Source organism: Vibrio sp. Y176, from assembly GCF_033438945.1.
Genome location: NZ_JAWOQS010000416.1, coordinates 1 through 758 on the forward strand (window position 1 = coordinate 1; position 758 = coordinate 758).

Annotated in this window: 1 protein-coding gene and 1 pseudogene; one reads left to right on the plus strand and one right to left on the minus strand. The window is 44.5% G+C overall.

What is annotated here, in order from left to right; translation table 11 throughout:
• Positions 1-146, minus strand: a pseudogene (locus tag R7O13_RS26405) (Bcr/CflA family drug resistance efflux transporter); the annotation flags it as partial.
• Between the two features lie 107 nt (positions 147-253).
• On the opposite strand from R7O13_RS26405, the gene R7O13_RS26410 reads away from it, so the two are divergent.
• A partial coding sequence (locus R7O13_RS26410; protein WP_318305147.1) for a LysR family transcriptional regulator occupies positions 254-758 on the plus strand: 505 nt, incomplete at its 3' end.

Below are 758 nucleotides of genomic sequence, written 5' to 3' on the forward strand. Positions count from 1 at the left end.
AAAAATAACGTCACCAAACTCTGAATCGAAGGTTGTGGCAAGTTAAGGTCATGGCCAATGATCGGTAAAGAAGGAAGATAGATACTGACGCCAACCTGGCCAGTAGCAATGATCATCATCGCAAGTAACAACGGTGTTTTACGCACTAGTCCCCTCCCACTTGTATTACAGACTTATTGCAAACAGTGTATATTTGATACTCAACGATGATAATCAGCTAAATTGGAAAGGAATTATTTCCTCGGAGGACTTAATGGATTGGATTCAAAGTGTACAAAGTTACATTCGAGTTATCGAAGAAGGCAGCTTCAATGCAGCCGCCCGGAAGCTCAACACAACAAGCTCTGCTATCAGCAAGCGTATCCAGTGGTTAGAGGACAAAATTGGCGTCCAGTTACTCAAGCGTACCACTCGTTCAATAAGTCAAACCGAAGCTGGTGCCCTATTCTACGAACGAGCCAAAGTGCAACTTGACTCTTGGCAGTCCGTGTTAGATGAAACTCGCTCAGTAAACCAGTCTCCGGCCGGTCTGTTAAAGATTGGCGCAACGTTGGCGGTAGGTTCTAAGTTTTTAGTCCACTACCTTGATGATTTTCTAGAAAAATACCCCGATATCACTCTGCAACTCACCACGACGCTACCCGGTCAACTGCCGGAACTGAGTTTGGATCTTTTCATCAGTCGTCATTTAGAACAGCTCAATTCATTAAGCTTTAAAGCCACCCCGCTGTTCGAACACAAAGCTCAGTTTTATGCAG